Raw genomic sequence first — 24,256 nt, forward strand, 5'->3', positions numbered from 1 at the left:
TGACAGTCCCAGTGCTTGGCAAAATAACGCTTCTTGCATTTGTGTTTCTCCTTTGGGATTGGATGTCAACACAATTTTCTAGCCCGTGGTGCGCCACCCGAAACGGAAGAGAGCCATATATAGTGCAACGCCCGTCAACAGCTTTATCTGAAAATATTACGACCTCACACCGTTAAAAAACTGAAGAGCCCAGAGCATAACGATGGGGTATTAACAGCATTTGGCTGTCCATATTGGAGCGATTAATGCAATCCTCAGGACGCACGGAAGTGTTTATATATGTTGCGACATTCACAAGGGAACCCACACTAAATGGCAAATAATTGGAAGATTCCGTTTTGGTTAGAAACAGAGGTTCGCGCCCGTGACACCTCCTGCGTGTACTGCAACAAAATTTTTACACCCTTTACCATTTCCAGAAAGTCGGCTGCAAGTTGGGAGCACATCATCAATGATGCGACCATCATCACTAAAGAAAACATTGCTCTGTGTTGCTGCGGGTGCAATGCGAGTAAAGGGCAAAAGTCCTTGTCAGGGTGGTTGCAGTCTCCGTATTGCCAAAGTCGCGGAATAACTTCGACTTCGGTTGCACCAATCGTTAAGCAGGCCATCAAGAATGGGCTGTGAATCTACGCACAACAAGCCGCTTCATCCGACTGCCTTCGGCATCGGCTGAGCGGCTACATTGAGCATTCAAACCACCACTAGCCCCCCCGCTCCCGTCAAAAACGCCGCCTCCACCACGGCCCCCGGATACAACACCCGCAAAGCCGCCCGGTACGTCTCCAACTGCTGCACCAACCCCGCATCGCGCTGCGGCTGGGCTTTGGACTTGTGGTCCAGCACCCACCACGCACCCGTGTCCTTACGGCGCACCAGACGGTCTAGCCGCAAGGTCTTGCCCTGGTAGTTCAGGGCCACCTCGTTACCAGCCCAATCAATAACCTCGGCATTCCACGCCCAAGCCCCCTCCCCGGCACGGATGGCGGCGGCCATCGTGGCGGCTTTCTGGGACTGCGCGGCATCCAAACCAAACTCACGGGCTGCGGCCTGCTGCTGGATGGCATCGGCCGTACCCCACTCCAGCAGGCGGTGCATGGCCTGGCCAATGCGCGACTCCAGAGAGGCATCCACTTCCGGCTCGGGGCGCTTGGGGGCGACTTGCAGACCGATATCCGGCACGACCAGCAGGGTGAAATCGACATCCGCCGCAGCGGCCTCCAGCGGATCGGCGGCAGCCAGCGGCCCCACCATCTCGCCCAGCGGCTGTAAACGCTGCCACCACGAACCCTCCACCGCCTTGTGCGGCACCACGCACGACAGCACCAGTTGGCTGCGGGCGCGGGTCATGGCCACATACAGGCCGTTGAGCTCTTCGCGCTGGCGGGCGGCTTGCTCGATGGCCAGCACGTCCACCACGCAGGCGGGCGGATTCGATTCGCTGGCCAAAAAGACCAGGCGCACCGGGGCTTCGGCCTCGCCGGGCCAGTCCACCAGCACGCCCATCGTTTCGGCTTTGCTGGGCGGGGAATCGGTGTCCAGCAGCAGCACCAGCGCGGCCTCCAGGCCCTTGGCTCCGTGCACGGTAAGCAGGCGCACGGCATCTGGGGCGCTGGTGACCGGGGCTTTGACACCGCCTGCCTTGAGGGCCCGCACCAGGGCGTAGGGCGTGGCGAAACGGCCTTCGTTGAGCTGCAAGGCCGTGCCGAGCACCGCGCGCAGATTGGCCAGCACCGAGGTGCGCAGGGCGGCGGGCGCGGCGGCGGCGAAGCGGGCCAGCACGTCGCCGTGGGCGTAGATGGCATCCAGCGCGTCGTGCGGGGGCAGTGCATCCAGCCACTGCTTCCATTGCATCAAAACAGGCGCTAGCGTAGATAGCGCCTGCGGGAGGTGCTCTGTATTGTGTAGCAGGCTCCACCAGGTGCTGTCGGATGCGGGAAGCGGGGGCAGGCCCTCACCCCGGCCCTCTCCCCCGAGGGGAGAGGGAGCTAATTCGGGGACAGTGGCGCGGGCGGCGCGCTGTAGCTGGGCCAGGTGCACCAAATCTGCATCGGCCACGCCAAACAGCGGGGATTTCAGCGCCTGGGCCAGCGACAAATCGTGGTGGGTGGACACCAGCGCGTCTAGCAGTGCTGCAATGTCTTGCACCTCGGGCGCGTCGGCCAGGTCGGCTTTTTCGGGCTGCTGGGTGGGGATGTGCAGGGCACGCAGGGCATCGCGCATGTGGCCCAGGCGCTCGCGGCGGCGGGCCAGCACCATCACGTCTTTGGGGCGCAGGCCGTCGCCCAGTTGCCCGGCCAGCCACTGGGCGGCCTGGCGGCATTCCAGGGTGCGCAGGGTGTCTTCGGGCTCTTCGCGCGGCGTGCCCAGACTGTCGCGCCAGCCGCCATCTGCGGTCTGCACGGCGGCGGCATTGGCATCGCGGGGGATGGCGGGCAGGCAGCGCAGGGCTCCAAGGGCGGTGGATTCGGTGGTGTGGTCGCGGAAGCCGTCGTATGCGCCCGCAGCCTGCGCGGCGGACATGACGGCGTTGACGGCGGCCATCACCGGCGGGGCGTTGCGGCGGGTGTGGTCGCAACTGAGCAGATCGCCGCCCAGCCCGTCCACCACAAAGGCCTGGGCGGCGCGGAACACCTGGGGCTCGGCACGGCGGAAGCGGTAAATGCTTTGCTTGGGGTCGCCCACGATGAAGACGCTGGGCGCACCGGCTGCCCCGGCGTAGCCGCTGAGCCAGGCGTGCAGGGCCTGCCACTGCAGCGGGCTGGTGTCCTGGAATTCGTCGATCAGCAGGTGCTTGACCTTGGCATCCAGCCGTTCCTGCACCCAGCCGCTGAGCACGGGGTCGGACAGCATGACGGACGCGGCGCGCTCCACGTCGTTCATATCGACCCAACCGCGCTCGTATTTCAGGGCGGCCAGCTCGGCGATCAGCACGCGGGTGAGCCGGGCCATGCGCTGCTGGTGCGCCCAGGCGGCGTTTTGGAGCTGGGCCTGGGCCACTAGCAACGCTAGGTCTTGCGCGGTGCGCACGGTGGCGATGCCGACGATCTTTTCACCGAACTTGCGGGGCGTGCCTTTTTGCGTCAGCAAGGCGGCCAGAACGGCGGGGGCATCGTGGGCGGTTAAAGCCTGCTCCAGCGCACTGCCTGCCGCCGAAAAGGTGACGGCGCTGGCGCGGCCCAGGTTGCCTGCGGCCTCTTGCAGCAGCGGACGCTGGGCCCACAGCAAATCCTCGGGCGCGGCCAGCCCAGAGAAGGCGGGAAACTGCGCATCGAACGGCGGCACGGACGCATCCACCACGCCCTGCGCATCGGCCAGCACAAACTCAACGCGCTTGTTCAGCGCGGCTGCCAGTGCCTTGTGCGCCTGGAAGCGGCCATGCACGGCCACCAGCGCTTCAAAGTCGGCACGGGCGCTGGGGCTGTCCACCACGGTGGCGTAAAAACGCGGCCACACGGCGGTGACGGCCTCGGTATCGTCTTCCAACAGGCTGTAGTTGGCGGGCAGACCCAGGTCTTGCAAAACCGCCAGCGGCGCAGTGCGCAACAGGGCGGCAAACCAGCTGTGGAAGGTGCGGATTTGCACCGGCCGGGCGCTGGCCAGCAGCTGGGGGTAGAGGTTTTTGAGGGCCGGGGCTTGCAGGGCAATCTGTGCGGAGGGCACGCCACGGGCCAGCAGTTCATCGGCCAGTTGCTCCGGCGTGGCCTGGGCGAATGCGACCAGCCATTCGTTGAGCCGCTGGCGCATTTCACCGGCGGCTTTTTTGGTGAAGGTGATGGCCAGGATTTCGTGGGCGGAGGTGCCTTTGCCGTCCTTGGCCAGGCTGCCCTCCAGCAAGGCCCGCAGGATGCGCGACACCAGCATCCAGGTTTTGCCCGCGCCCGCGCAGGCTTCGACCGCGATGCTACGCCGGGGGTCGCAGGCGATAGCGTAAAAGGCGGCGCGCTCAACTGGGTGGCCGTTGTGTTCGTAGGCGGCTTGGGTCATTTCTTTTTACCCAAAGCACCCGCTGCCACCAGACTCAGCAGCACAAACGGCAGGCACACTCCATACAAACTGCGGATGCCGAAGTGCTCGGCCACCTGGCCCAGCAGCGGCGGGCCGAGCAAAAACACCACAAACGAAATCTGCGCCAGCGCCGCCACATTGACGGCGGCCGGCCGGTCGGTGCGCTGCGCCGCTGCGGACATGGCCAGCGGAAAGATGCCGCTGGTGCCCACGCCCATCAGCCCCAGACCCAGCAGCGCCAGCGCGGGCGATGGGGCCAGCACCACCAGCAGCGCGCCACAACCCAGCACCACCAGCAAACTGCGGGCAAAGGCCACCGGGTTGAAGCGCTCCACCAGCCCGTCGGCAAAAAACCGCATCAGCGCCTGGGCAAACATGCCCGCCGCCACCGCCAGCCCGCACAGCAGGGGCGAGGCAGCAAACACGTCGCGCATATAGATAGCCGACCAGTCCGCGCCCGCGCCTTCGAGCAGCATGGCCGACAGCGTGACGCAGACCAGCGCCATGATGGCCCAGGTGGGGCGGGCAAAGTGCGGGGCTTCCTCGGAAGTGCTTTCGCGCAGCGGGGCCGGGCTAAAACGCCCCAGCAGCAGCAGCGTGGCCACCAGCGACACGGGAACCATCAGCGCCAGATGCAATTGCGGGCTTAGCCCCAACTGCGCCATACCCGCGCCCACCAGCCCGGCGGCAAAAAAGCCAAAGCTCCAAAACGCGTGGGCACGGTTCATGATGCGGCGGCCCAGCTGGTGCTCGACCCGGTCCGCCTCCACATTCACCACCACCTCCACCAAGCCGACGCACAGACCCGCAGGCACCAGGCACATGAACAACAGCAGCGGCCCGCTGGCCCAGCTGGCGATGGCAAAAAACAGCGCAATCAGCGGCGTAAGCACCAGCAGCGCCCGGCGGTAACCGATGCGCGCCAGCAGCCGACTGGCCCAGGTGAGCGACACCAAGGTGCCCGCTGCCGTGCCGATCAACGCCAGCCCCAAAGCGCCCTCGCCCACGCCCATGCCGCGCTGGATTTCGCCCAGCCGGGGAAAAATGCCGCCCAGGCCAAACGAGTACATGAAGAAGGCCGCAAACACCCGCCATTCGGCCGGCAGGTGCAGGCCGAAGCGGTGTCCGGCGGCTAACTCCCGCCCCTCCCGGGGGAGGGTTGGGGTGGGGGCGGTATCCAAGGTATCGGTCTTCATGCCAGCCACCCCATTTCCAGCAAATCGCGCTCGCACTGCGCCGCGTCCAGAAACTGGATCGCCTGCCAGCCCCGCGCCCGCGCTGTGGCCACGTTGTAGGCGTTGTCGTCGATGAACACCGTGTCCGCCGGGGTCAGGCCAAACTGGGTTTCGGCCAGCGCGTAGATGGCGTGCTCAGGCTTCACCAGCCCCACCCGGGCCGAAAAAATGCCGTCTTCAAAGTGGCCAAAGAAATCCCGCTCGTCCAGCAGCCGGTCGGCATACGCAGTGGGCATGTTCGACAAATACACCAACCGGTGCCCCTGCGCCTGCAAACGCGGCAGCAGCGCGGCGGTGTCTTGCTTGGTGTGCAGATGGTTGGGGACAGCGTGGATGAAACGCAGCATCTCCGCCGCATCCACCCCGCTTTGTGCGCCCAGCAAGGCGGCCAGCGGCTCCGGCTCCACCGTGCCCCGGTCGAATGCGGCCCAGGTAGCGCCCGGGTGCAGGCCCTGGAAGATGCGTTCGCTCAGCGCCTGCGCAGCATCGAAGGTGGGCGCGTGCTGGGGCAGCTCGTGCTGGATGATCTCGGTGGGCTGCCAGTGCAGCAGCACGGCACCCAGGTCGAATACGGCGGTTTTGGAGGAAGATTTGGAGAGCAAGGGGAAATTCCTTATCAGGCGGAGACCAAGGGTAAAGCATTTATGCAACGCGCCAGGGCGCAGGGTTCCGGCCACGGCAAGCGGCCTTCAGGAGCCCGCTCTGCATGAGCCAAATTACTGATTGGGCGATGCGCATTACGGCGCTATGCTAGTGGCAATATGGCTCTGTAACCATCGAGAAATTTTGCCAAAACCATGAACTCAGCTCATGCCAAAAACACCCCCCGTCGGCTGCCGCCCTTGGGCATGCTGCGGGCTTTTGAAGCCGCCGCCCGCTGCGAGAGCGTGACCCTGGCCGCGCAGGAGCTGCATGTGACGCAAAGCGCGGTCAGCCACCAGATCAAGGCACTGGAATCCTGGCTGGGCGTTCCACTGGTGCAGCGCAGCGGCCGGGGCCTGGGGCTCACGGCCGAGGGCGCGGCCTACCTGCCCAGCCTGCGCAGCGCCTTCGACCAGATGGCCAACGCCACGGCCCAGGTGCAGCGCCAGCCGCGAAGCAACGCCTTGTTGGTGAACTCGATGGCCTCGCTCTCGGCACAGTGGCTGATTCCGCAACTCGCCCGGTTTTGTGCCGAGCTGCCGGGCGTGGACGTGCAGCTGTCCACCACCGTCCATTCCACCGATTTCGACCCTGCGGCTTTTGATGTGTCCATCCGCTGCTTTACCGACAGCGAGCTGGCCAGCCTGCGCCAGCACGCCCCCTGGCGGGACGTGGTGCTGGGGGCCTTCCTGCCCAACACCCTGACCCCCGTGTGCAGCCCGCAGGTGCTGGCCGGGCCACCGCCCCTGGCCACACCGGGCGATGTGCTGTCGCGCACGCTACTGCACAGCCGGTCCACCCCGCTGGTCTGGCAGGACTGGCTGGCCCTGGCCGGGCACCCCGCACAGCCACCGCGCCACCTCGTCACCTTTGACCATGCCCACCTGGCCGTGCAGGCCGCCATGCAAGGCTTGGGCATCGCCCTGGGCAACCCGCTGCAACTGCGCGAAGAACTGGCCAGTGGCCTGCTGCACACGCCCTTCCCCACCCTGACCCTGTGTGACCGCACGAACTACTGGATCATGTCGCCGCAAGCCACGCAGAACCCGTGCGCGGTGGCGTTTTGCCGATGGCTAGAGCGCTACGGTAGCTTGCAGGATTAGATGCCTTTTAGGCCTCTAGCGCATATAGCACCTTAGATGCCCGCTATAAAAAACACAGCACTTTTCCAGGCAAGCGCAGCGAAGCCCCTTCGCGAACAGCGCAGAACCGGCTCCGCCGGGCTGCTGCTGTTGCCCCCTGCAAGGGGGTTGGCGAAAAGCGCTTGCGCTGTAGCCTGGGGGTGAGCTAAGTCACCACCAGTCCTTGCGGCACAGGCCGCGTGCGGCGCAAAAAGTGCAGGCCGCACCCTCGCCCAGCGCGGCCAACGTCGCGCCACCGGCAATGCGTTGCATGTCGTCGATGATTCCGTGGATTAGCGCGTCGCGGGCCTCCACCACTTCGGTTTGTTCGAACAGCTGGCTGCCGTCTTTTTCGCCCACGTTGAGATAGGCGGCACGCAATGTGTCGTGGGGCAACAGGGCGGCGTAAAAGGCGAGCTGGGTGTCTTCCAGCGGCTGCTGGATGCGCTTGACCGTGGCTTGGGCGTTTTCGGTTTTGTAATCAATCACCAGCGCGGTGCGGCTGCCGTCGGCGTGCATTTGGTCTACCCGGTCGATGGTGCCGATCAGGGTCAGCGGGCCCAACGGCAGCTCCAGCGCGCTTTCGGCTTGTTCAAATACGCCACCGGCGGCTTCGTGCTGGGCCAGCCAGTCCAGGTAGCCATCGCGCACGCGGGGCCAGGCAGAGGCAAAGGGCAAGAATTCGCCCGGCTCCAGGTGCATGTCTTGCGTGACCTGCTCAGACGCTACATTAATCATAGCTACTCGCGCAGGTACTGATTGCGCTGGAGCCTTATTTAACGCCTCATGGAAGATTTTTAGCACCGCGTGCAACCAGGTGCCAAAGTCACGCTTGTCCACTTCGCCAGTCAGCTCTTGCGGCTCTTGCAGGCCGAGTTGGCGCAGGCCGAAGAAGCGGTACGGGCAGCGGCGCAAATCCTCGTAGGCGCTAGCCGACAGGCGGGTGATCGGCAACGCCGCACCCACCGGCAAAGGCCGTTCGCTGGGCAGCGGCGTGAGGCTGCGCGGAATGCGCGGGTCGGCCGCCAGGGGCGCAGCTTCAGCCACCCTCAGCGCCTGCACCAGCGGGCTGGCCAGCAAAGTTTCGCCCGAGGCATCGCTTTGCCGCCACAGCACATCGGTATGCGGGGTTTGCAGGGCATTGGCCCAGGCGGCACGGGCGGCGGCCTCCAGCACGGCGCGGGACGGCAGGCCCAGGGCTTCGCGCTGCGCGGCGGTCCAGGCACCGGGCGGCTCGGGCGACACGGCCAAGCGCACCTCGTCGCAGCCGGGCAACACCAGCGCAGCAAACGGGCGGGCCAGCAACTGGCTCAGCGGCAACACCACCACCTGTTCGTCCTGCGGGTGGTCGGGCACGTAGCTGGCGGCCTCCAGCGCGTCGCCCACCCAGGTACTGAACTCGGCTAGGCGCAGGCGACGGGCGGCTTGGGGAAAGTCGGCAAATTCGGCCTCGGCACCTATGTTGAGGCGCAGGGCCGAGAGTAGTTTGGCCCCGGCGGCATCGGCCTCCAGCACGGCCCACTGGCCGCTGGTTTGCAGCAAGGCGCGCACGCCAGCCAGCCAGGCGGCCAGCGGGCGGGCGGCTTGCAGGCTGGCACGCAAGTCGTTGGCCAGGCGCACGGCATCGGACACGGCGGGGTGCTTGGGCGTGGCCTCGGGGCTCCAAGCGGACCAGCTTTGCACGGACGCTTTGCGCAGCGCTTTCTCCAGCGTTTGCACGGTGCGGGGGCGGAACGTGGGGGCGTTTTTCAGCCAATCCAGCACCGCGTCGCTGCTGGCATCCCAGCGGGCCGCCCGCAGCGTCACCACCAGCTGCGCGGCGGCCCGGGTGGTGGACAGCTTCCAGCCGGTTTCATCGCGGATGCGCACGTGCTGGGCGGCCAGCATGGCGCGGATGCGGCGGGTCAGCAGGCGGTCGGTGGCGACCAAGGCGACCGGGCTGCGGCCCGCCTCGATGTGGCGCAATACGCAGGCGGCAGCGCGCTGGGCTTCGTCTTCGGAGTCGCTGGCCTCGTGCATGGCGGGCATGGGCGGCGGTGGTGGCGCGGCGCGGGTTAGGCGGGTTACCTTGTCGCCCCAGGCGGCGCACAGGGCTTCGACCAGTGGATCGGTCTGAAAGCCATCGAGCACGATGATGCAGTCCAGCGCGGCGGGCACGCTGTCGCTCCACAGCACGTCGGTGGCATAGCTGGAGGCGGCGGCCCATTCCAGCGCGATGCGGGCCACCACGCATTCCAGCGCCAGCACCGGGGCCTCCATGCCCAAACCCACGGCATCGCGGGCCCGCGCGGCCCAGTCGGCACGCTGTGGCGGCGGCACGGCAGCCACCAGCGGGGCCAACTGGTGGGCGGCATCCACCAGCCGGGCCGACAAGGCTTCGCGTTGCGCGCCCAAACCCGCGCCCTCCAGCATGGCTGGGGCTTGCAGCATGTCCATAGCGGTATCAAACCGCAGATCGTGCGGGCCCAGCGCCGCACCGCCCAGGCCATGCGACCAGTTCAGCGTGGACTCGAAGCGCGGCGTGAACCCGTCAGGCTGGGCCTGTAGCCAAAAACGGTTGGCCACCGGCATGAGTTGCGCATAAGGCAGCAAGACCACGGTGCGCGCGGGATGGGCCTGGCGCTGCACCATCGACTGCTGTATTTGGGCCAGCAGGCCGGTGCCAGGGGCAAACCACAAGGGGTCGGAAGACATAGACATATTTAGTGCGGCAGCGCAGAGGGGGTAATGGGGTTTCGCTATGCCTGTGATAGCGCCGCAGCGAGCGACGCAGGCTCTTGGTTTCTGTCACAATGCCGCAACTTTAGTCGTCTCGGCACTCTGTTTTAAGGAAATTCCCATGGCCAACGAACTCATCAAACATGTCACGGACGCAACTTTCGATGCGGACGTTTTGCAGGCCACCACCCCGGTGCTGGTCGATTACTGGGCCGAATGGTGCGGTCCTTGCAAGATGATTGCACCGATTCTCGACGAAGTGGCCACCGGCTATGAAGGCAAGCTGCAAATCGCCAAAATGAATGTGGATGAAAACCGCGACATCCCCGCCAAGTTCGGCATTCGCGGCATCCCCACCTTGATGATTTTCAAGGGCGGCGAGCTGGCCGCCACCAAAGTGGGCGCCATGAGCAAGTCGCAACTGACGGCCTTTATCGACCAGCAACTGGCCTGATCGATTAGCACCCAGCCACCCTCGCGGTGGCTTCATTTTTTCCTGTCATAATTCACCGATTCACCCGCCTGCCCTTGTGCACAGCGGTTCGAGTTGTTCGGTTTGTGAGGCCCTTCTAGCCTCCTCAAAACCTCCCCCCTTTTCCCTTCTCTGAACTCCGCACAGGAGTCATTCCATGCACTTAAACGAACTCAAGGCACTGCACGTGTCTGAAGTCCTCAAACAAGCCGAAGAACTTGAAATTGAGAACACCGGCCGTATGCGCAAGCAAGAGCTGATGTTTGCCATCATCAAAAAGCGCGCCCGCACCGGCGAGCAGATCATTGCCGATGGCGTGCTGGAAATTTTGCCCGACGGCTTCGGCTTCTTGCGCAGCCCCGACACCAGCTACACCGCCAGCACCGACGACATCTACATCAGCCCCAGCCAGGTGCGTCGCTTCAACCTGCACACCGGCGACATGATCGAAGGCGAAGTGCGTACGCCCAAAGACGGCGAGCGCTACTTTGCGCTAAACAAGCTCGACAAGGTCAACGGCGGCGGCCCGGAAGAAAACAAGCACAAGGTCATGTTCGAAAACTTGACCCCGCTGTTCCCCAAAGAGCAGATGAAGCTGGAACGCGACATCAAGGGCGAAGAAAACATCACCGGCCGCATCATCGACATCGTGGCCCCCATCGGCAAGGGCCAGCGCGCCCTGCTGGTGGCCCCGCCCAAGAGCGGCAAGACCGTGATGATGCAGCACATCGCGCATGCGATTGCCGCCAACTACCCGGACAGCCACATGATGGTGCTGCTGGTAGACGAGCGCCCAGAAGAAGTGACCGAAATGCAGCGCTCGGTCAAGGGTGAGGTGATTGCCTCCACGTTTGACGAACCAGCCGCCCGCCACGTGCACGTGGCCGAGATGGTGATCGAACGCGCCAAGCGTTTGGTGGAACTGAAAAAAGACGTGGTGATCCTGCTGGACTCGATTACCCGCCTGGCCCGCGCCTACAACAACGTGGTACCCAGCTCTGGCAAGGTACTGACCGGCGGCGTGGATTCCAACGCGCTGCAACGCCCCAAGCGCTTCCTGGGTGCCGCCCGCAACGTCGAAGAAGGCGGCTCGCTGACCATCATCGCCACCGCACTGATCGACACCGGCAGCCGCATGGACGAAGTGATCTTTGAAGAATTCAAGGGTACCGGCAACTGCGAAATCCACCTGGACCGGCGCCTGTATGAGAAGCGCGTATTCCCGTCGATGCAACTCAACCGCAGCGGCACCCGCCGCGAAGAGCTGCTGCTGTCGCCCGAGATTCTGCAAAAGAGCCGCATCCTGCGCCAGTTCATGTACAACATGGACGAAATCGAGTCGATGGAACTGATGTTGAAAAACATGAAGTCCACCAAGAACAACAACGAGTTCTTCGACATGATGCGCCGGGGCGGCTAAAGCCAAGGGCCTGAATTTTCGGGATATAATCGAAGGCTAATCGCGAAAAGTACCGGGCTTTTAAATTGGGCAAAAAAATTTCCCAAGGCACCGGGCGGCTAACGCAATTGAACAAGGAATAAATAATGAAAGCTGGCATTCACCCCAACTACCGTGACGTGTGCTTCATGGACTTGTCGAACAACTTTAAGTTCGTGACCCGTTCGTGCGTTAACGCCAAGGAAATGATCAAGATGGAAGACGGCCGCGAACTGCCGCTGTACAAGCTGGACACCTCCAGCGAATCCCATCCTTTCTACACCGGCACGCAAAAGTCTGTGGACAACATGGGCGGCCGCGTCGAGCGCTTCCGCAACCGTTTCGGCAAGACCGCTGTTGTTGCAGCCGCTCCAGTCGCCGCAGCAGAATAAGTTTTCTCGCATCTTTGAAGGGGCAGCCCGGTTTATCCGCGCTGCCTTTTTTATTGGCCGTAATATCCTCAGCCTGTGAACCAAACTACACCCGCCATCGTTGCGCAAAGCGCTGTTCGCCGTTTGCCGCGCATTGCGCTCTGGCTGTTGTGCCTGGCGTATGTGCTGCCCGGCTTCATCGGACGTGCGCCCTGGCGCAACAACGACATAGCGGCATTTGGCTATATGGCCGAACTGGTGCGGGGCAGCACTTCGTGGTTGCAGCCCAAACTCCAGGGTATGCCGCCAGAGATTGAAGCTTTGCTGCCCTACTGGCTGGGAGCCTGGGCCATACAACTGGCCCCCAACAGCTGGCCCGCCGATTTTGTGGCACGCATTCCGTTCATGCTGCTACTGGCAATGGCCCTGGCCTGTACCTGGTACGCGGTGTACTACCTGGCCCGCAGCCCGCGCGCCCAGCCAGTCGCATTTGCTTTTGGTGGCGAGGCCCAACCTGCTGACTACGCCCGGGCCATGGCCGATGGTGGCCTGCTGGCGATGATTGCCTGCCTGGGAATGGCGCAGTTGTCGCACGAAACCACCCCGGCACTGGCGCAACTAGCGTTCACCGCACTCAGCTTTTTCGCACTTGCGGCCATGCCTTACCGCACCTGGATACCGGCCATCGGTGCGGTACTGGGTCTGGCTGGATTGGCTTTGTCAGGTGCGCCCACGATGGCGGTGCTGCTGGGTTTGGGCGGTGCGCTGGTCTGCTACCTGGACCGCGAAGATCCCGACCCCGGTGCGCCATGTGATGCATCCCGCAGCCTGCGCTGGTGCGCGGCGTTGCTGCTGATCACTGCCGCTGTGGCGGGGTTGGCCTGGACACTGGCACAGTGGCGTTGGCGTGTTGAGCTACCCAGAACCGACTGGCCTAGCCTGCGCAATCTAGCCCGGCTGTTGCTGTGGTTTACCTGGCCGGTTTGGCCGCTGGCACTCTGGACGCTGTGGCGCTGGCGGCGACAACTCACCAGTGGAAATTTTGGCCGCCACCTGGCCCTACCGCTATGGTTTGCGGCCGTGGCCCTGGGTGCTACGCTGAGCACCAATGCAGCAGACCGCGCCCTGATGCTGGCCCTACCCGCAATGGCCACGTTGGCGGCATTCGCCCTGCCCACCCTGAGCCGCCCGGTCAGTGCACTGGTGGACTGGTTCACAATGCTGTTTTTCACCATCTTTGCCCTGATGATCTGGGTCGTCTGGGTGGCCGCACAAACCGGTGTACCACGCCAACCCGCCGCCAATTTGGCCCGTTTGCTCCCCGGTTTCATGCCCCGTTTTGAGTGGCTGCCGTTTGTGGTGGCACTGGGTGCCTCGCTGGTCTGGATTTGGCTGGTGAAATGGCGGGTCGGCCGCCACCGTTCGGCCATCTGGAAGAGTCTGGTCTTGCCTGCGGGTGGCACTGCGCTGTGCTGGTTGCTGCTGATGACCTTGGGCCTGTCGGCTGCGGATTTTGGCCGCAGCTATCTGCCACTGGTGCACAACATCGACCGAGCCATCCGCGCGCACAGCCCGGCACGCGCCCTGCCCGACTGTGTCGCGTTCGACAACCTGACCCGTGGGCAAATTGCAGCGTTCCAATACCACGGCCATCTGGTCTTGAAGCCTCTCCATTCTGCAAACCAGTGCACATGGCTACTGGTGGATGCCACGACCAGACGGCCCTTGACGCACAAGATAGACCGGGATACGTGGACCCTGCGCCTGGGTGTGCGCCGCCGGGCCGACAACGGTGAAGCGGTCCAGCTGTACCAACGGACAGCGCCCTAACTTTCACGCTAGCTGACATTGACTCGGGGCAATACCTGGCTCCGAAAGTTACAAGCTTTTTAGGGCTCTAGCGCATATTTAATATGCGCAAGTAACTATTAATTTGATAGCGAAACATGGGTATTCGGTTGCACCATACCCCGCAAGCGACTGGCCGGGAAAACAATTGCAAACCGCGATCCCTGGCCCAACGTGCTCTCGATGCGCAGCTCGGCACCGTGGCGCTGCACCACGTGCTTGACGATAGCCAGACCCAGGCCCGTGCCACCGGTTTCGCGGGAACGGCTGGGGTCTACGCGGTAGAAGCGCTCGGTCAGGCGCGACAGATGCTCAGACGCGATGCCCGGCCCGGTGTCTTTTACTGAAAACTCAGCGCGCCCATCGGGCATGGGCTGCCAGCGCACGTCGATACGGCCGCCAGCGGGCGTATAGCGCACAGCATTGCTGACCAGGTTGGACAAAGCGCTGAGTAGTTCACTCGATGCCCCGGTAATGGAGCCTTCGGGCATGGGGCCAAAGCGCAGTGCATGGACCTTGGTTTGCCCGGCCGTGACCATGCCAGACAAGGCCTCGGCCTCGCGGGCGCACTGGGCCAGCAGGTCACGCAACACGATCCACTCCGTCTTGCTAGGCGTTGGGCTGCCTTCGATGCTGGACAGGGTGAGTAAATCGCTCACCAGGGTTTGCATGCGCTGCGCCTGCTGGGCCATGAAGCCCAGGTAGCGCTCGCGCTGGCCTTCGTCCAGTGGCAGGCTCTGCATGGTTTCGACAAAGCCTGACATCACGGTCAGCGGCGTGCGGATTTCATGAGACACATTGGCCACGAAGTCGCGCCGCATGGCCTCGGCCTGCTCCAGTGCGGTCACATCGCGGGAGAGCAAAAGCCTGCGGCCATCGCCATAGGGATGCAAGTGGACCGACAGACGCACAGGACGGGTCGCGGAGCCGCCCCGCCCCAGCATGAAGGTGCCACGAGAGGGATCGGCATCGGCGTAGTAGGCCGCAAACGCCGGGTCGCGCACCAGGTTGCCGATCAGTTGCTGCAAATCCCGCTGGGCATCAAAACCAAAATGCTCGGCGGCAATGTGGTTGCACCACTCGATACGCCCTTGTGCATCGAGCAGCACCACGCCGTTGGGCGATGCCTGGATGGCGGCCAAAAACTCCTGTAGGCGGGTTTCGGCATCCTGCATTTTTTGCTGCGTCTGGCGCAGCCAGCGGCGGGTGCGGTCGATGATCTCACCCCACCAGCCCTGCATGTGCGGGGCCTGCACCACCTCGCCGGTGCGCAACCAGCGCATCACTCGCAAACCACGCACGGCATCCAGCAACATCCAGAAGAGTCCCGCCAACACCACACCGGACAGCGCGCCCGGATAGGCGGCCCATTGCCAGCCCAGCAGGCCCGCGCCAAGCTGAAGGCCCAAAAAGCTTAAAAGTCGAAACCACATAGGGGGAAAAGAGGGAATGCGGGTGGTGTATCAACCACCCTGGGAATCAAACGGCAGAGGCCGCCGTGGGGATGGGGGCGGGCACAACGGGCTGCGCCGTGATGCGGTAGCCTGCGCCGCGTACCGTCTCGACCATGACACCACCGGCCCCCAGGGACTCACGCAGGCGCTTAACGTGCACGTCCACCGTGCGCTCTTCGATAAATACGTGGTCACCCCAGACCCGGTCCAGCAACTGCGAACGCGAATGCACGCGCTCGGCGTTCTTCATCAAATACTGCAACAGCTTGAATTCGGTGGGACCAATTTTTACTGCCTGGTCCTGGTAGGTCACCCGGTAGGTAGCGGCATCCAGTGCCAGCGCACCAATGCGCAGGGTAACGCCCTCTGGCTCTGGCGCACGACGGCGCAGCACGGCGCGGATGCGGGCCAGCATTTCCTTGGTCGAAAACGGCTTGGAAATATAGTCGTCGGCGCCCGCGTCAAGACCGGCCACCCGGTCGTTTTCGTCGCTGCGGGCGGTCAGCAAAATGATGGGAACGCCCTTGGTGCGCGGGTTGGCTCGCCATTTTTTGGCCAGCGACAAACCGCTTTCGCCCGGAAGCATCCAGTCCAGCAAGATCACGTCAGGCAGCATGGCGTCCAGCTCGCACTGGGCCGTCACGCTGTCCATAGCCCATGTCGGCTGGAACCCGCTGTGGCGCAAGTTGACCGCAATCAGCTCGGCAATCGCGGGCTCGTCTTCGACGATCAAGACCCGGGGCATGGTTTTCATAGCAGTGCCGACTCGACTTGGGCGACGGTGGCGTGTCGCACATCTTCACCTTTGACGATGTAGATGATGAACTCGGCAATGTTCTTGGCGTGGTCGCCAATGCGCTCGATGGCTTTGGCGATGAACAACAGATCCAGGCTGCTGGAGATGGTGCGAGGGTCTTCCATCATGTAGGTGATGAGTTTGCGCACAAAGCCGTCGAACTCGCGGTCAATCAGGTCGTCTTCTTTCAAGATGTCTAGCGCAGCAGACGTGTCCAGGCGGGCAAATGCATCCAGCGCCTTGCGCAGCAGGCCAGACGCCATGTCGGCCGACACCCGCAGGTCCAATGTAGGCAGCGAACGGGGTGCGCCGCTGTTGGCAATCGACTTGGCCATGCGGGCGATCTTGTTGGCTTCATCGCCCACGCGCTCCAGATTGGCCGTGGTTTTCGATATGGCGATCAACAAGCGCAGGTCACGTGCCGTAGGTTGGCGACGGGCAATGATGCTGGACAACTCGCGGTCGATCTCGATTTCCATGCCATTGACACGGATTTCGGTTTCAGCCACCTGGTCTGCCACCTCGATGCTGAACTGCGACAGGGCGTAAACCGCCTGGCGGATCTGCGACTCCACCAAACCACCAAGCTCCATTACGCGGCTGGAAACGCCATTGAGTTCGCTGTCGAACTGGCTGGAAAGATGTTTATCGGGCATGAGAGTCTCCAATAGAAAAGGGTCGAAATAGACAAGCCGATGTCTTATTCAAAAACAGCGCAGAACTGGCTCCGCCAGGCTGCTGCTGTTGCCCCCTGCAAGGGGGTTGGCGAAAACACAAAGTGTGCAGCCTGGGGGTGTTCCTAAGGCTTTAGCCGAAGCGTCCGGTGATGTAGTCTTCGGTTTCCTTGCGCTTGGGCTTGAAGAAGATGTCTTCGGTGGCACCAAACTCCATCAGGTCGCCCAGGTACATATAGGCGGTGTAGTCGCTGCAACGCGCAGCCTGCTGCATGTTGTGCGTGACTATGACCACGGTGTAGTCGTTCTTCAGCTCGGTGATCAGCTCTTCCACCTTGGAGGTGGAGATCGGGTCCAGCGCCGAGCAGGGCTCGTCGAGCAACAGTACTTCGGGCTTGATGGCAATGCCGCGTGCAATGCACAGGCGCTGCTGCTGGCCGCCAGACAGGCTGGAGCCGCTTTGGTTGAGCTTGTCTTTAACTTCGGTCCACAAGGCGGCCTTGCGCAGCGCCCATTCGACGCGCTCTTCCATGTCGGTGGTGTTCAGGTCTTCAAACAACTTCACACCAAAGGTGATGTTGTCGTAGATGGACATAGGAAACGGCGTAGGCTTCTGGAACACCATACCGACCTTGGCGCGCAGCAACGCAACGTCTTTTTTGCTGGTCAGCAGGTTCTCGCCGTCCAGGATGATCTGGCCTTCGGCGCGCTGCTCGGGGTAGAGCTCAAACATGCGGTTAAAGATGCGCAACAGTGTGGACTTACCGCAGCCCGAGGGGCCGATGAAGGCGGTGACCTTCTTTTCGGGGATTTCCATGTTGATGCCCTTGAGCGCATGGAACTTACCGTAGTAGAAATTCAGGTCTTTGACCGAAATTTTGGAGGGGCTTGCAACAGTGGTTTGCATGGTGAAGACTCAGGTTAGTTCTTGTTGGAGCCAGCCCACAGGCGGGCCAAAATATTCAAGATCAGCACGGCCATGGTGATCAAAAAGACCCCAGCCCAAGCTAGCTTTTGCCAGTTTTCATACGGGCTCATCGCAAATTTAAAAATCGTCACGGGCAGGCTGGCCATCGGTTGGCTCAGGCTGGAGGTCCAGAACTGGTTGCTCAAAGCGGTGAACAGAAGCGGTGCGGTTTCGCCGGCAATGCGGGCCACGGCCAGCATCACTCCGGTAATCACACCGGCCCGGGCGGCTTTCAGGGTGATACTCAAAATTACCTTCCACTTGGGCGCACCCAAGGCGTAAGCGGCTTCCCGCAGGCCCGGTGGCACCAGTTGCAGCATGTTCTCGGTGGTGCGGATGACTACCGGAATCACAATCAACGCCAAGGCCACGATACCGGCCCACCCCGAAAACGATTTGAACCGCGACACCACCATCGCATAAACAAACAGACCAATCACGATAGAAGGTGCCGACAGCAAGATGTCGTTCACAAACCGGGTGGTCGATGCCAACCAGCTCCTGGTGTCGTATTCGGCCAAATAGATGCCAGCCATGATGCCGATGGGCGCGCCTATGCAGGTCGCCAGCGTCACCATCAGGAAAGAACCGTATATGGCGTTGGCCAAACCACCTTCGTCATTCGGTGGCGGGGTCATCTGGGTCAGGGTAGCGATGGTAAGACCTTCGATACCCAGCCGCATGGTTTCAAACAAAATCCAGAACAGCCAGAACAGGCCAAAAGCCATAGCCCCCAGAGCCAGCACCAGCGCTAGCTTGTTGACGCGCTTGCGTTTGGCATATTTGACGCTGCGGGTATGTTCCAGCGCCGCAGCTTTGAGCAACATTTCGCCCGTGGTCATGATTTGGCTCCTTCGTTTTTCCGCAGTTGCGACAACAGCAGTTTGGACAAGGAAAGGATGACGAATGTAATGAAAAACAGCACTAGGCCAAGGTACATCAATGCGCCCTGGTGCAGGCCTTCGCCGGCTTCGGCAAACTCATTGGCAAGGGCGGAGGTGATGCTGTTGGCAGCCTGAAACAGGCTGAGTGAATCCAGTTGGTTGAAGTTACCAATCACAAAAGTCACCGCCATCGTTTCACCAATAGCCCGACCCAAGCCGAGCATGATGCCGCCCACTACACCCGACTTGGTGTAGGGCAGCACCACCTTGGAGACCACTTCCCAGGTGGTGGCACCCAGACCATAGGCCGACTCTTTCAACAAGGTGGGGGTCACTTCAAACACATCGCGCATCACCGCCGCGATAAACGGGATGATCATGATGGCCAGAATAATGCCAGCCGACAAAATGCCGATGCCCACAGGGGCACCAGAAAACAAGGCCCCCAGGTAAGGCACATCGCCAAACGCCGCTTGCAAGGGCTGCTGCACATAGGTGGACAGCACCGGACTGAATACCAACAACCCCCACATACCGTAGACAATAGAGGGCACGGCAGCTAGCAATTCAATAGCAGTTCCCAGGGGGCGCTTCAGCCAGGCGGGCGACAGCTCGGTCAGGAACAGCGCAATACCAAAACTCACCGGAACCGCAATCAGCAAGGCAATGAACGAGGTCATCACCGTACCGTAGATCATCACCAATCCGCCGAAGTCTTCCTTCACCGGATCCCAGGTGGTGCTGGTCAAAAAGCCCAGTCCATATTTGTCAATGGCAGGCCATGCGCTAACGGTGAGCGATGCCAAAATGGCAATCAACATCACCAGCGTAAAGATGGCTGAACCCTTGGCCAGCCAGGCAAAGATACGGTCAAAAACGGGCCCGGAACGGGCTGCCTTGGGGCGTGGGGGAGTGATCATCGCGTGTCCGGAAGACTTACCAGATGGGTTTAACAGGTGCTCGGTCGCCGGGAGTGTAGATGACACGTTTGCTCCTTGGTTGATTGTGAAAAACCCACGCCTAGACAAGAACGCACACCCGCCAGAAACACAGCAGAACCCGCTCTACCGGGCTGCTGGTGTTGCCCCCCGCATGTCGTATTGGCTTTACAAGCCCATACGAGGGGGGTTGGCGAAAAGCGCTTGCGTTGTAGCCTGGGTGTGTACCAAATTACTTGATGGCGACAGGCTTGCCAGCGAGATCCGTCACTTGACCCCAGGCCTTCTCGATCGAAGCCACCACGGGTGCAGGCAGGGGCACATAGTCCAGGTCGTCGGCAATCTTGGCACCGTTCTTGTATGCCCAGTTGAAGAACTTGAACACTTCGGTCGCGTTGGCTGGCTTGTCCTGCTTGAGTTGCATCAAGATGAAGGTAGCGGTAGAGATGGGCCAAGCTTCTTTGCCTGGCTGGTCCGTGATCAGCTGGTAAAACGACTTGTTCCAATCCGCACCGGCTGCGGCTGCGGCAAATGCGGTATCGCTGGGGCTCACAAACACACCATCACGGTTCTTCAACAGCGCGTAGGTCATTTTGTTTTGCTTGACGTAGGCGTATTCGACATAGCCAATCGAATTGGGCAGACGACTCACAAACGCGGCCACACCTTCATTGCCCTTACCACCGGCACCCACAGGCCAGTTCACGGCTGTGCCCTCGCCCACTTTTTCTTTCCACTCGGGATGGACGCGGCTCAGATAGTTGGTGAAGTTAAACGTGGTGCCCGAACCATCGGCACGGCGCACGGGGGAAATAGCTGCGTCAGGCAGCGGCACGCCTGGGTTCAATGCCAGCAGGGCAGCATCGTTCCACTTGGTGATCTTGCCCAAGAAAATGTCGCCCAGCACCTGGCCGGTCAGCTTCAATTGGCCGGGCGCGATGCCCTTGATGTTGACCACGGGCACCGTGCCACCAATGACCGATGGAAACTGCATCTGGCCCTTGCTCTTCAGCACTTCGTCGGTTTGCGGCATGTCAGAGGCACCGAAATCCACCGTTTTGGAGTCGATTTGCTTGATACCAGCGCCAGAACCCACCGATTGGTAGTTGATCTTGACACCGGTGGCCTTGTTGTATTCAGCCGCCCATTTCGAATACACGGGTGCCGGAAAGGTTGCGCCTGCACCGGTAATTTCTTGGGCACTGGCCACACCAGCAAAAGACAAGGCGGCCACACCAGCAAGGCTGGTCATGGCGATTTTGAAACGGACTTGCATCAGAAAACCCTTTGGGTAAGTGGAAACAGGACGTATGGTTTGGCGTTTAGCCCAACCATTGCGATGGCGCTACTTTAAGAAGATTATGTGACAAAAATGTGACAAAAATAACCGGTTCAGCGCCGCATCATGGGTGCTATGCTGCGCCCACAAAAAAAGCGGCTACACCATGCAAAACGGAACTCTTCTCGCCGCCCTGGACCTGGGCTCCAATAGCTTTCGCCTGGAAATTGGCCGGCTCGACCACGGGCACATCCAGCGTACCGAATACCTCAAAGAAACCGTCCGCCAGGGCAACGGACTGGACGAAAACCGCAACCTTAGCCTGGAGGCCATGCAGCGCGGCTGGGATTGCCTAGCCCGCTTTGGCGAACGACTGGCCGGGTTCGAGCGCCACCAAGTACGCGCCGTCGCCACCCAAACCCTGCGCGAAGCCCGCAACCGCGACGAATTTCTGACCAAAGCACACGCCATACTGGGCTTCCCGATCGACGTGATTCCCGGCCGCGAAGAAGCCCGGTTGATCTACCAGGGCGTGGCACGCCTGCTGCCGCAGTCGGACGAGCGGCGGCTGGTGGTCGATATTGGTGGGCGCTCCACCGAAATGATCCTGGGTCAGGGCTATGAAGCCCGCGTGATGGAGTCATTTCGGGTGGGCAGTGTCGCCTGGTCGATGAAATATTTTCCCCAAGGACAATTCACCCGCGATGCATTCCGAATTGCCGAAATTGCCGCCCAAGCCGTCCTGGACGAAGCCCTGAATGCCTACAGCCGCAACACCTGGGATGTGGCCTACGGCTCGTCCGGCACAGTGGGGGCCATCGCCGACATCCTGCACGCCGCAGGCTGGCCGCTGAACCTCATCAACCGCGAAGGCCTGGACTGGATCAGCGACCGTTTGCTCAAAGCCCAGAGCGTTGAAAAACTGCGCATTGACGGCATGAAAGATGACCGCAAGCTGGTCATTGGCGGCGGCATCAGCGTGCTGCGCGCCATATTTGACCTGCTGGGCATCGACGAAATGCACGCGGCCGACGGCGCATTGCGCCACGGTGTGCTGTACGACCTGGTGGCACGCGGCCAAGAAGATACCGACCTGCGGGCCGTCTCGGTGCAGCACATGGCCAACCGCTTTGGCGTAGACAACGACCAGGCCCAACGCGTATCCCAACTCGCCTGCACGCTGTACGCCCAGCTGCAAACCGGTCAGGGTGTGGCCGCAGCCGAAGTCGCACGCCAGCAGCGCAAGCTCAACTGGGCTGGGCAACTGCACGAGATTGGCTGTCAAATTGCGCACCAAGACCACCACAAGCACGGTGCTTACATCCTGGAACATGCCGACACACCGGGTTTCGCACTGCTGGAATTGCACCGACTGAGCCAGCTGGTACAGGGCCACCGAGGCAAGTTGCGCAAACTGGAATTGGACTTTGGCGACACCACCTTCACGCAGCAACTGCTGGCCTTGCGGCTCGCCACCCTGCTGTGCCACGCCCGCCGCGCGCCGGACACCACCGGGCTGGAACTCGGCATGGACATGGGTGTGCCCACCCGGTTCACCCTCAAGCTCCGCCCAGGATGGGCCCAGCAATATCCCCAGTCCGCCCACCTGCTGCGCGAAGAGGTACTGGCGTGGCAAAAAACACCCTACACCGTGGCTTTACTGGAGACTTGATTGCCCTAAAAAAGTTTTACCATTCGTTAACATGTTCGACACATGTAAAGCGCATGCAGCACAGCATTTGAGGCAATTTAAAGGCACACCCATGGCAGCGAACCCACGCATCAACCTCGGCGATAGCTACAAACAATACTTCAAGATGTTTCCCGCATTGGATGCCGCCAGCATCGAAGAGGTTTTTTTCATCCGCCACGATGTCTATGCCCGCGAACTAGGATTTGAGCCCGTGCGCCCCGACCAGCGCGAGACCGACAAATACGACGCCCAGGCCGTGCATTGCATGGTCCGATCGACCCATATCCCAGCGCACCTGGTGGGCTGTGCACGGGTGGTCCGCACCAACCCGCAAGATCTCGATGCCCTGCTGCCGTTTGAAAACACCTGCAAACACACCCTGGACCGCAGCATCATTGACCTCTCCAAAATTGACCGCAGCCGTATCGGCGAGGTGTCGCGGCTGGCCGTCATGGGCGAGTTCCGCCGCCGCAAAGGCGAGCAACAACAAGAATCCACACTCTCCGACCAAGATTTCGGCGACAACAAACAACCCCGCTTTCCCTACATCCCGGTCAGCCTGTACTTTGCCACCGTCCTCATGGCGGAACGGCTGGGCATTGAAACGCTGTTCACCCTCACCGAACCCCGCTTGGCCGAACACTTTGGCAAACTCGGCGTAGACATCATCCCCATTGGCGGCCCAGTGGAGCACCGTGGGCAACGCGTACCCTCCATGCTGCGCGTGCCCGGCCTGGGCGACTCCCTGCGCAAGCTTGTGCGCCCCATCTGGGATACCGTCAAAGAACAATTGGACGAAGGCTACCGAACGGCGGTTTAAATCCCCGCTTCATACGCAAAACAGCATATAGGTAGAACAAACAAATAGTTGGGGTTGTGAGGGCCTGCTTTTATAGTCGCGCCCTATGCAAGATTTAGCCTTTGTTTTTGCCGGGTTCTTCGTCGGCTTCGTAGTGGGATTAACCGGGGTGGGCGGCGGTTCGCTGATGACCCCCATCCTGATCTTCTTCTTTGGCATGAAGCCGCATCTGGCCATCGGCACCGACCTGCTATTTGCCTGCTTTACCAAGCTGGGCGGCACCGTCAAGATGGCCCGTTCGCGTATGGTCAACTGGCGCATCGTCACCACACTGTGCGCAGGTAGCATTCCGGCCTCGCTGCTCACCCTGTGGGTACTGCACACCCTGGGCCCGGCCGACGCGCAGGTACAAAAAGCCATGACCACCACCTTGGGCGTAGCCTTGCTGCTCACCGCTGCCGCCACGCTGTACAAAAGCATCCGGGGCAAATCGGCGCCCCGCAGCATCAGCGCCGAGAGCATGGCCGCCGCCGAGCGCCCACGCCACTGGAGCCTGCCGCTGCTGTTTGGGGCCTTCATCGGCACGCTGGTCACGCTAACCTCGGTGGGTGCGGGCGCGATCGGTGTCACGGTGCTGATGCTGCTCTACCCGCTGCTGCCGCTGCAACGTATCGTGGCCGCCGACATTGCCTACGCCGTGCCGCTGACCCTGGTGGCAGGCCTGGGCCACGCCGGGCTGGGCTCGGTGGATTGGCCGCTGCTGGCCAAGCTGCTGGTGGGTTCGCTGCCCGGCATTTGGCTGGGCTCACACCTGATGCTGAAAACCCCCGACCGCGTGATCCGGGGCCTGCTGTCGCTGCTGTTGGCCTACGCCGGCACCAAATTGCTCGCCCTTTAAAATTCGCTCTCCACGATAGAC

19 protein-coding genes are annotated in these 24,256 nt (G+C 61.9%); 8 read left to right on the forward strand and 11 right to left on the reverse strand.

Features of this window, described 5'->3' with window-relative positions:
* Positions 1-693 precede the first annotated feature (693 nt).
* The 3 genes from AC0969_RS18535 to AC0969_RS18545 are packed head-to-tail and all read right to left on the reverse strand — an operon-like array spanning position 694 to position 5,845.
* The gene (locus tag AC0969_RS18535; protein ID WP_479625628.1) at positions 694-3,987 is read right to left on the reverse strand and encodes a UvrD-helicase domain-containing protein; all 3,294 of its coding nucleotides are present in this window, start codon (positions 3,985-3,987) and stop codon (positions 694-696) included.
* Complete coding sequence (locus AC0969_RS18540; RefSeq protein ID WP_479625629.1) at positions 3,984-5,204, reverse strand: MFS transporter; 1,221 nt, start codon at positions 5,202-5,204, stop codon at positions 3,984-3,986. Before AC0969_RS18540 ends, AC0969_RS18535 begins: the two co-directional genes overlap by 4 nt.
* Positions 5,201-5,845, reverse strand: coding sequence for an HAD family hydrolase (locus AC0969_RS18545; protein WP_479625630.1), 645 nt, complete (start codon positions 5,843-5,845; stop codon positions 5,201-5,203). Before AC0969_RS18545 ends, AC0969_RS18540 begins: the two co-directional genes overlap by 4 nt.
* A 195-nt stretch (positions 5,846-6,040) precedes the next feature.
* Between AC0969_RS18545 and AC0969_RS18550 the strand changes: the two genes are divergently transcribed.
* Positions 6,041-6,988: a LysR family transcriptional regulator gene (locus AC0969_RS18550; RefSeq protein WP_479625631.1), complete on the forward strand. Its 948-nt coding sequence runs from the start codon at positions 6,041-6,043 to the stop codon at positions 6,986-6,988.
* A gap of 189 nt (positions 6,989-7,177) precedes the next feature.
* On the opposite strand, the gene AC0969_RS18555 is transcribed toward AC0969_RS18550, so the two are convergent.
* Positions 7,178-9,700, reverse strand: a complete 2,523-nt coding sequence (locus AC0969_RS18555; protein WP_479625632.1) for a PD-(D/E)XK nuclease family protein — start codon at positions 9,698-9,700, stop codon at positions 7,178-7,180.
* Positions 9,701-9,845: 145 nt separating this feature from the next.
* Between AC0969_RS18555 and trxA the strand changes: the two genes are divergently transcribed.
* The 4 genes from trxA to AC0969_RS18575 all read left to right on the forward strand — a co-directional run bounded on the left by trxA (position 9,846) and on the right by AC0969_RS18575 (position 13,835).
* Complete coding sequence (trxA, locus tag AC0969_RS18560; protein WP_479625633.1) at positions 9,846-10,178, forward strand: thioredoxin TrxA; 333 nt, start codon at positions 9,846-9,848, stop codon at positions 10,176-10,178.
* 175 nt (positions 10,179-10,353) lie between these two features.
* Positions 10,354-11,616: a transcription termination factor Rho gene (rho, locus tag AC0969_RS18565; RefSeq protein ID WP_479625634.1), complete on the forward strand. Its 1,263-nt coding sequence runs from the start codon at positions 10,354-10,356 to the stop codon at positions 11,614-11,616.
* A gap of 125 nt (positions 11,617-11,741) precedes the next feature.
* Entirely contained in the window at positions 11,742-12,026 is a 285-nt protein-coding gene (locus AC0969_RS18570) for a type B 50S ribosomal protein L31 (protein WP_479625635.1), read from the forward strand.
* Positions 12,027-12,101: 75 nt separating this feature from the next.
* Positions 12,102-13,835 carry a hypothetical protein gene (locus AC0969_RS18575; RefSeq protein WP_479625636.1) on the forward strand — a complete coding sequence of 578 codons (1,734 nt, stop codon included), beginning with the start codon at positions 12,102-12,104 and terminating at the stop codon, positions 13,833-13,835.
* A gap of 98 nt (positions 13,836-13,933) precedes the next feature.
* Here the strand turns inward: AC0969_RS18575 and phoR are convergent, their stop codons facing one another.
* The 7 genes from phoR to pstS form a co-directional block, all read right to left on the reverse strand.
* The gene (gene phoR, locus AC0969_RS18580; RefSeq protein ID WP_479625637.1) at positions 13,934-15,286 is read right to left on the reverse strand and encodes a phosphate regulon sensor histidine kinase PhoR; all 1,353 of its coding nucleotides are present in this window, start codon (positions 15,284-15,286) and stop codon (positions 13,934-13,936) included.
* Between the two features lie 46 nt (positions 15,287-15,332).
* The gene (phoB, locus tag AC0969_RS18585) at positions 15,333-16,061 is read right to left on the reverse strand and encodes a phosphate regulon transcriptional regulator PhoB (RefSeq protein ID WP_479625638.1); all 729 of its coding nucleotides are present in this window, start codon (positions 16,059-16,061) and stop codon (positions 15,333-15,335) included.
* The gene (gene phoU, locus AC0969_RS18590; protein WP_479625639.1) at positions 16,058-16,759 is read right to left on the reverse strand and encodes a phosphate signaling complex protein PhoU; all 702 of its coding nucleotides are present in this window, start codon (positions 16,757-16,759) and stop codon (positions 16,058-16,060) included. The genes phoB and phoU overlap by 4 nt, the downstream gene beginning before the upstream one ends.
* 151 nt (positions 16,760-16,910) lie before the next feature.
* Positions 16,911-17,684, reverse strand: coding sequence for a phosphate ABC transporter ATP-binding protein PstB (gene pstB / locus AC0969_RS18595; protein ID WP_479584306.1), 774 nt, complete (start codon positions 17,682-17,684; stop codon positions 16,911-16,913).
* A 14-nt stretch (positions 17,685-17,698) separates the two neighbouring features.
* Positions 17,699-18,586: a phosphate ABC transporter permease PstA gene (gene pstA / locus AC0969_RS18600; RefSeq protein WP_479625640.1), complete on the reverse strand. Its 888-nt coding sequence runs from the start codon at positions 18,584-18,586 to the stop codon at positions 17,699-17,701.
* Positions 18,583-19,548: a phosphate ABC transporter permease subunit PstC gene (gene pstC, locus AC0969_RS18605; protein ID WP_479625641.1), complete on the reverse strand. Its 966-nt coding sequence runs from the start codon at positions 19,546-19,548 to the stop codon at positions 18,583-18,585. Before pstC ends, pstA begins: the two co-directional genes overlap by 4 nt.
* A 250-nt stretch (positions 19,549-19,798) precedes the next feature.
* Positions 19,799-20,842, reverse strand: coding sequence for a phosphate ABC transporter substrate-binding protein PstS (gene pstS / locus AC0969_RS18610; protein ID WP_479625642.1), 1,044 nt, complete (start codon positions 20,840-20,842; stop codon positions 19,799-19,801).
* Between the two features lie 169 nt (positions 20,843-21,011).
* Here pstS and AC0969_RS18615 point away from each other — a divergent pair, with 169 nt between their 5' ends.
* The 3 genes from AC0969_RS18615 (at position 21,012) to AC0969_RS18625 (ending at position 24,235) form a co-directional block, all read left to right on the forward strand.
* Positions 21,012-22,517: a Ppx/GppA phosphatase family protein gene (locus AC0969_RS18615; RefSeq protein WP_479625643.1), complete on the forward strand. Its 1,506-nt coding sequence runs from the start codon at positions 21,012-21,014 to the stop codon at positions 22,515-22,517.
* A 91-nt stretch (positions 22,518-22,608) separates the two neighbouring features.
* Positions 22,609-23,358: a PEP-CTERM/exosortase system-associated acyltransferase gene (locus AC0969_RS18620; RefSeq protein WP_479625644.1), complete on the forward strand. Its 750-nt coding sequence runs from the start codon at positions 22,609-22,611 to the stop codon at positions 23,356-23,358.
* A gap of 85 nt (positions 23,359-23,443) precedes the next feature.
* Positions 23,444-24,235: a sulfite exporter TauE/SafE family protein gene (locus AC0969_RS18625; RefSeq protein WP_479625645.1), complete on the forward strand. Its 792-nt coding sequence runs from the start codon at positions 23,444-23,446 to the stop codon at positions 24,233-24,235.
* Positions 24,236-24,256: the final 21 nt, after the last annotated feature.

The organism is Rhodoferax sp. LB1P47, from assembly GCF_056521445.1.